Source organism: Streptomyces hirsutus (genome assembly GCF_001418415.1).
Taxonomy (GTDB): domain Bacteria; phylum Actinomycetota; class Actinomycetes; order Streptomycetales; family Streptomycetaceae; genus Streptomyces; species Streptomyces hirsutus.
In genome coordinates this window covers 1-6,597 of sequence record NZ_LIQT01000686.1, presented here as the reverse complement: position 1 = coordinate 6,597, position 6,597 = coordinate 1, and the positions used below count along the sequence as shown (strand labels likewise).

Annotated in this window: 7 protein-coding genes; 2 read left to right on the top strand and 5 right to left on the bottom strand. The window is 72.7% G+C overall.

Features of this window, described 5'->3' with window-relative positions; all coding sequences use genetic code 11:
- Nucleotides 1-112 precede the first annotated feature (112 nt).
- The 3 genes from yaaA to AOK11_RS37430 are packed head-to-tail and all read right to left on the bottom strand — an operon-like array spanning nucleotide 113 to nucleotide 2,302.
- Nucleotides 113-895 carry a peroxide stress protein YaaA gene (yaaA, locus tag AOK11_RS37440; protein ID WP_055598081.1) on the bottom strand — a complete coding sequence of 261 codons (783 nt, stop codon included), beginning with the start codon at nucleotides 893-895 and terminating at the stop codon, nucleotides 113-115.
- Nucleotides 896-917: 22 nt separating this feature from the next.
- Nucleotides 918-1,547, bottom strand: coding sequence for a hypothetical protein (locus tag AOK11_RS37435; protein ID WP_055598080.1), 630 nt, complete (start codon nucleotides 1,545-1,547; stop codon nucleotides 918-920).
- Entirely contained in the window at nucleotides 1,544-2,302 is a 759-nt protein-coding gene (locus AOK11_RS37430; RefSeq protein WP_055598079.1) for a MerR family transcriptional regulator, read from the bottom strand. Before AOK11_RS37430 ends, AOK11_RS37435 begins: the two co-directional genes overlap by 4 nt.
- Before the next feature lie 176 nt (nucleotides 2,303-2,478).
- Here AOK11_RS37430 and AOK11_RS37425 point away from each other — a divergent pair, with 176 nt between their 5' ends.
- The gene (locus AOK11_RS37425; protein WP_206189011.1) at nucleotides 2,479-2,967 is read left to right on the top strand and encodes a hypothetical protein; all 489 of its coding nucleotides are present in this window, start codon (nucleotides 2,479-2,481) and stop codon (nucleotides 2,965-2,967) included.
- Nucleotides 2,968-3,100: 133 nt separating this feature from the next.
- Here AOK11_RS37425 and AOK11_RS37420 read toward each other — a convergent pair whose 3' ends face one another.
- Nucleotides 3,101-3,943: a hypothetical protein gene (locus tag AOK11_RS37420; protein WP_055598077.1), complete on the bottom strand. Its 843-nt coding sequence runs from the start codon at nucleotides 3,941-3,943 to the stop codon at nucleotides 3,101-3,103.
- A 127-nt stretch (nucleotides 3,944-4,070) separates the two neighbouring features.
- A complete protein-coding gene (locus AOK11_RS37415; RefSeq protein WP_055598082.1) occupies nucleotides 4,071-5,210 on the bottom strand; it encodes a M50 family metallopeptidase in 1,140 nt (379 codons plus the stop codon).
- A 212-nt stretch (nucleotides 5,211-5,422) separates the two neighbouring features.
- Here AOK11_RS37415 and AOK11_RS37410 point away from each other — a divergent pair, with 212 nt between their 5' ends.
- Nucleotides 5,423-5,719, top strand: coding sequence for an antibiotic biosynthesis monooxygenase (locus AOK11_RS37410; protein WP_055598076.1), 297 nt, complete (start codon nucleotides 5,423-5,425; stop codon nucleotides 5,717-5,719).
- Nucleotides 5,720-6,597 lie beyond the last annotated feature (878 nt).

The following is a 6,597-nucleotide window of genomic DNA, read 5'->3' as shown; positions in this document are numbered from 1 at the left end:
GGGCGGGGGAGCGGAGGGCAGGGATGAGCTCATGGCGTCATCCTGCCCACGGCGAAGCATCCTGCGCAAAGGGTGTTGCGGAGCGTGCAACGTGTGGAGTTTCCGGTGGTCGTCAGTGCACCTCGTCCACCAGCACGTCCAGCGCCCACGGCGTCCCCGCACGGCCCGGCGCCCGCGCCTCCACCACGTACCCGAGATCCCGCAGCGCCTCGACCAGAGCGGCGGGATCCTCCGGCGCGGCCCCGTCCGTCAGCAGACCGCGGACGATCCGCCCCTTGGTCGCCTTGTTGAAGTGGCTGACCACCTTCCGGGTCGGCGCGTGCAGCACCCGCACGGTCGCCGTACGGGCGGCCACCTCCCCCTTCGGCTTCCACGCCGCCGCGTACGCGGCCGACCGCAGGTCCAGCACCAGACCGCTGCCCGCCGCCTCCGGCATGACCGAGGCCATCGGCGTACGCCAGTACGCGCCCAGCGCCCCGAGCCCCGGCAGCCGTACGCCCATCGAGCAGCGGTAGGAGGGAATCCGGTCGGTGACCGCGACCGCACCCCACAGCCCGGAGAACACCAGCAGCGAGCGGGCGGCCCTGCGCCGGGCGGCCGGGCCGAGGGAGGCCAGGTCCAGGGCGTCGTACAGCACCCCGGTGTAGATCTCCCCCGCGGGCCGGGCCCCGGCGGTCCGCAGCTCCAGGTTCTTCGCGACCTCGCCCCGCAGCCCCTCGCTCAGCCCCAGCACCTCGCGCGCCTTGTCCTCGTCGGCGGCGCACAGGTCCACCAGCTCGGCGAGAACGGCCTCCCGGGCGCCGGCCAGCCCCGGCAGCGACAGGGACTCCGGCTTCAGCGGGGCGCCGCGGCCGGAAGCGGCCTTGCCTTCGGACGGCGGCAGCAGGACAAGCACGCGTTGCTCCTCACGGTAGAACTCAGCCGCCAGGGTACGGTGCCGGGCCCTGCGCCCGATCGGCCCGCCGCCCCGTGGTCAGCGCCCGGACCAGGGCGTCGGGCTCGTCGGCGTGGAACCGGACGACGCGCACCTCCCGGCGCCGCCCGAAGAAGGCGACGTGGGTGACCGGCTCCGTGAGTTCCAGCGTGACCGTGGTCTGCGAACCGACCTCGACGTTCAGCTCCCCGTCGGCCCGCTCGTGGCTCATCCGCAGCTCACGCCGTACGGAGGCGATCCGCTCCAGCGGTATCCGCAGGTCGACGTGGACGGCCCGGCGGATCCGCAGCGTGCCCGAGTCCGGGTCCAGCACATGGGGACGTACGACGCCCGCCGCGTGCAGCGCGACGACGAACACGACGGTGTACACGTCCAGGAACAGCACCACCGCGTGCACGGTCGGCCAGTCCAGCAGCAGCACGGACAACACCACTGTCTCGACCACGCACACGAACGCGAACCCGAACATGATCGCACCCTGGCCCCGCGCGTACCCGAAGGGCGTCGTCCCGCCCCCGACGCCATGCGTCCGCCGCGCCAGCCACAGCACCAGGCTCACCATCAGCCGCAGCTCGTGCCGGGCGAGAACCCAGCCGCCTCTGACGGCCCTCATGACCGCCCGCCCTCCATGACGATCCGCAGGGTCCGGCGGATCGCCTCCGCCTGGGCGGGGGCGAAATCGGCGTAGAAGGCCCGCAGGAAGCTGTCGTCCTGGTCGACGGCGACGTCGTCCGGCAGCAGAGCGGCCGGCAGACACGCGGCGAGGGCGTGGGCGGCCTCGTCCACCCGGGGATCGCCCGGCGCGGCGTCGACGAGCGCGTCGAGCAGCGCGTACGCGTCGAGCGCCCGCTCCATCCCGCCCGGCGCGCCCATCACACCGCTGAACAGACCCGTGAACCGCTCCCGTTCCTCCGGAGTCGCCGTCGTCTCGATCAGCGCGAGCATCTCCCGGTCCTTGGCGGCCATGGGCGAACCGGACACGTCCGGCATCTCCCGGAAGAGCGTGGCCAGTTCGGGGGAGACCGGCCCCTCGGCGGTCAGCCCGCCCTCCGTCTCCAGCAGGGTCCGCAGCCGCGCCCGGCGGTCCCGGACCGCCGCTTCCTGCCGTGCCAGGTCCTCGTCCAGCTCGGTCAGCACCTCGACGAGGTCCTTGCCGGCGTCGTCCGCGAGCACGTCCCGCACCTCGGCCAGCCCGAGCCCCAGCTCGGTCAGCCGCCTGATCCGCGCCAGCACGACGGCGTGCCGCAGCGTGTAGTCCCGGTACCCGTTGGTCCGCCGCTCCGGCTCCGGCAGCAGCCCCAGATGGTGGTAGTGCCGCACGGTCCGCGTGGTGACACCGACGGCCGTGGCGAGTTCTCCGATCCGCATGCCCCCAGTAGAGACGTTGACGTCGCGGCAGGGTCAAGCGAGCGCGGTCGGGTGAACGGGACCTGGCAGGCGCCGAAGCGATCCGCCCGTATGCCGGCCTGGCGAGCGACAGAAAGCGAGGCACATCACCGTGATCACCTATGACTCGGTCTCCGATGCCGTCCGGGACACGTCGAGTGAGCGCACGGGTGCCGGTCCACGACACCGGCATGCTCATCGCACTCTCCGACCGCAAGGCGAAAGCGGTGGCTCTCCACGAGGGACTGGGCACGGTCCCGCACCGGGCGCTGGTGCTCGGCCCGGTCCTCGCCCAGGTGTGGCGCCCTCTGCCGGCACTGGTGCACGCCCTGTCCGGGGTGCTGAAGGACTGCACCGTCCCTCAGGCCCGTACGTCCGAGCCGCCCCTGCGCGAGACGAAGGCGGGCCGTCCGGAGTGTCTGGCCCGGGCGACGGGCCCGGACCTCGCGGATTGGCGGCGTATCGGCACCGCTCTGGGGAGAACTGCCCTGGCGGCGAAGAAACGTCCGGACGCGGTGGACGCCCGGGTGGCACCGGCAGCGGCCCGGCACGGCAGCGCGGTCATCTTCACCAGCGACCCGGGGGACAGCGAGGCCTACCTGACGGCCCTCGCACCGACGGACGTGCACGTGGTCGCCGTGCGGTGACCGAGAGCTCCGCCCCTTCCAGGCGGCTGCGCACTGTGCGGCCCGGGATCGGTCGGGCGGCTCCGGTCCCGCCCTTCGGCTGCTTCACCCGTGGGCGGCGCCAACGGCTCGCGGGGTGCTTCCCGCTCACCTGTCATGGTGTGTCGGGTCGGGACTCGTAGTGCAGGGTGTGGAAACGACCGGCTTCCTCGCGCCCTGCGGGGTCGCCGCCCAGCGCCCGTACCGCCGCGACCGCGTACTGCCGTTCCTGCTGGTCGGTGAAGAGGCGCTGCGGATAGGTGCGGGAGGCATCGACGGTGGTGCTCAGGCCGTGTGCGGCCAAGGCCCGGACGATCGGTCGGTACGACACCGTTCGCAGCACGAACGTACTGATCCACACCGGTCTCCGGACGCCGTCCAGCAGCGCCGTGAACGTTCGGGCGGTGACGTAGCTGCCGCCGCCGGTCAGCGTGATGAGGCCGACCTCGGCGAGCGCGCGGTTCAGCCCGGGGCCGGGCGAGCCCTGTTCGAGGTCGTCGGTGAAGGCGGCGTCCAGGAGCCCGACCTCGAGCGCGTAGTGCACGGCGGGTGCCGAGACGTCCAGGCCGAAGGCCGGCACTGCGTCCGGTCGGCGCCGCTCGGCGTAGAACTCCTTGTCCCGTGCCGCCAGTTCCGCCGTCGACATCGTCCGGCAAGCAGGGGAGGTGTACCGCTCGTACATCTCCGCCAGTGTCACGTCGTGGTTGAGCAGCGCGGCATTGATCCCGTACGAGCAGCACACGTCCAGCACCGCCGGCCTGTGCGGCCGGCCGTCGTCGAGCGCGGCCCGTTCGGCGGCGACCCGCCGGAAGACCGGCTGGGCATGGTGCGGGATCTCGTACTCCAGCGGGGCCAGCCGCCCGAAGTACGCGCGCGGATCCGGCCGGTCGTAGATGTCGTCGAACCGCGACTTGCCGTCCCCCGCGCCCTCGGTGCCGCCAGAGCTTGACCCGGCCATGCCTTACTCCTCCTCACGGAACACGTCTGCACTCCCATCATGTCCCGCTTCCGACGGCCCAGGACGTCTGCCGCGCACGGGGCTCGCGAGGATGCCCGATCGCTCCGGACGCGGAAGCCGAACGTTCTCACGGCGGCCCGGGGGGCGCCGGCGGAAGCCGCGAGTGTCGGCGGAACCGGTCGATGTCGTGCGCGGTGATGATTCCGCTCAGCCGGCCGTCGTCCATCACGAGGATCGGCAGGAGGACCCCGGTGGTGCCGAGGCGCTCCAGAACGGAGTTCAGCAGCTCGTCCGGTGCGGCGAGCGTGCATCGGGACAGCGGGGTCGCGAGGTCGCGTACCCGCAGCGACGCCCGCCTCTCGGACGGCAGGCCGGCCAGTCGGCGCAGTTGTACGACGCCGCTGGGGTGACCCTCGAAGTCGAGCAGCGGCAGCACCGAGTGCCCCGCCTGCGCGATCACCTCGGAAAGGAAGCGGTCCACGGTCAGCCAGTCGGGGCCGGTGACCACCGGAGTGGTCATCGCCTGCCCGACCCGTACGCCCCGCAGGGCTGTGACCAGCTCGGCCCACCGGCGTTCGGCCGCCGCGGCGCCCGCCACGAACAGGCCGACGACGATCAGCCACAATCCCGCCGGCAGTCCCCGCGCGAACGCCAGCCAGCCCAGGACGGCAAGCGCCATGCCGACGACCTGGCCGCCGCGTCCTGCCGCCCGCTGAGCCCGCTCGCGATCCCCCGTACGCCACCACAGCAGGGCCTGCGTCAGCCGGCCTCCGTCCAGGGGCGCGGCGGGCAGCAGGTTGAAGACGCCCAGCAACAGGTTCGTGCCACCGAGCCAGCCCAGTACGGCGACCGGGATCCGCCAGCCCGGCGTCGCCGGGACCGCGGCCGCCGCGCCGATGCCGACGGCGCCGAGCAGCAGGCTGGCGAGCGGCCCGCTGACGGCGACCAGGAAGGCCGTCCGTGGTGTCGTCGGCTGGTCCATCCGAGTGACCCCGCCCAGCGCCCACAGTGTCATGTCCTGCACGGATATCCCCGCTCTGCGAGCCGTCAGCGCGTGCGCGGCCTCGTGCACCACCAGACTCGCCAGCAGCAGCACGGCTCCGGCCACTCCGGCGACCGCGTACACCACCGGCGCCAGGCCCGGCACGTACCCGGGCAGTGTCCGGGCCGCCAGGCCGTACGCGAGGAGCAACATGAGCAACGGCACGCTCCAGTGCGCCCGCAGCGCCAGGCCCCGGACACTCCCGAGCCGGATCGAACCCTTCATCGCCTTCACCGCCGACGACTTCCGCCCCCGACTGCACTGCCTTCTCCCTTTCCATGGTCTGCCGTCGGCCCCGTAACCGGAAACGGTCCGTGCGACCTGGCCTGCGAGCCGGGATCGGTGGCGCCGGCGTCCCAGGCAGGCAGAGAGCGTGCCGCGGGCCTACGGTGGTCGAAGAGTTCGGCGAGCCGACCGGTGGTGCGGAGGAGGCTGCGATGGAAGAGCACTTCGTCTGGGTGACGACGCGGCGCATTCGGCCGGACACCCTGGAGGACTTCGAGAGGGCGTGGCGGCCGGAACCCGCTCCGCAGGGGCTTCGCCGCGCTTACGCCTACTGGTCCGAGGACGGACAGGAGATCACCGGGGTGTCGTTCTGGGACTCCCAGGAGGCCTGCGACGCGTGGCGGTCCTCCGAGGCGGAGGCACAGCGGCGTGCGGCCATGACCCCGTACGTCGCCGAGGAACGGGAGGGCTTCTACCGCGGACGCGAACTAGGTGTCCCCCAGCGGTAGCACTGTGCCGAGCCGTCCTGACGGCATGACGCAGCGGGCCTCCGCGCCCCCGACGCGTAGTGCCGCGCGGATCGATGCCTCTGTTGTCTGCGGCAGGCGTCATGACGCGCAGTGGATCAGGCGAGCCGTCCGCGAGAGACGACGGCGGCCACGGCCGGTCTCGTCCTTCGTGCCGTTCCCCCGGCCTGGGGCGAGGATGGAAGGGAGGGAGTGAACATGGCACGGATCCTCGTGCAGGGCGACGACCTCGTGGTGCGCCTGCCGTGGTGGGAAAAGGCCGCCGCGCGCCGCGGAAATGTGCGCACGCCGCTGGCGGCCGTACGACGGGTGACGGTGGAGCCCGCCTGGTGGCGGGCTCTGCGCGGAGTGGTTCTGCACGGCGTCTGGATTCCCGGCGTGCTGTGCGTCGGCACGCGGGGCCACCCCGGTGGGCAGGACTTTGTGGCAGTACGGCCCGGCAGGCCCGTGGTGTGCGTCGAACTTCGGCCCACGGCCCCCTTCAGCCTCCTGGCCGTTTCGGCGCGGGACGACGCAGAGGTCATGGCGGAACGGCTGCGGCGTTGCACGCCGGACAACGACACCTCCACCCCTTGGCGGCAGCCCCTTCCGGCCGCCGAGGAGACGGAGAATTCCTGGAGGGCGCTGACCAGGGAGCCACGCCGACGACGGAGACGGCCGCGGCCGGCGTCGACAGCGAGGCGTGGCCACGCCCCGGAATCCCTTCAGGTGCGCGCCGCGGACCGCCGCCCGGTCCATGGGCGGCAAGGGGGTGCGGCGACAGTCTGTTCGTCGGGTTCGTCGAGGGTCGGGTAGTCGGTGTAGCCACGGTGGTCGCCGGCGTACAGGCCGATCTCCTGCGGGGGGGTGCCCCTATCTGT

Coding starts and splice junctions, on each gene's coding strand:
- AOK11_RS37435 (WP_055598080.1), bottom strand. CDS start 1,547: ATGAGGGCCGTCAGAGGCGGCTGGGTTCTCGCCCGGCACGAGCTGCGG.
- AOK11_RS37415 (WP_055598082.1), bottom strand. CDS start 5,210: ATGAAGGGTTCGATCCGGCTCGGGAGTGTCCGGGGCCTGGCGCTGCGG.
- AOK11_RS37420 (WP_055598077.1), bottom strand. CDS start 3,943: ATGGCCGGGTCAAGCTCTGGCGGCACCGAGGGCGCGGGGGACGGCAAG.
- AOK11_RS37430 (WP_055598079.1), bottom strand. CDS start 2,302: ATGCGGATCGGAGAACTCGCCACGGCCGTCGGTGTCACCACGCGGACC.
- AOK11_RS37410 (WP_055598076.1), top strand. CDS start 5,423: ATGGAAGAGCACTTCGTCTGGGTGACGACGCGGCGCATTCGGCCGGAC.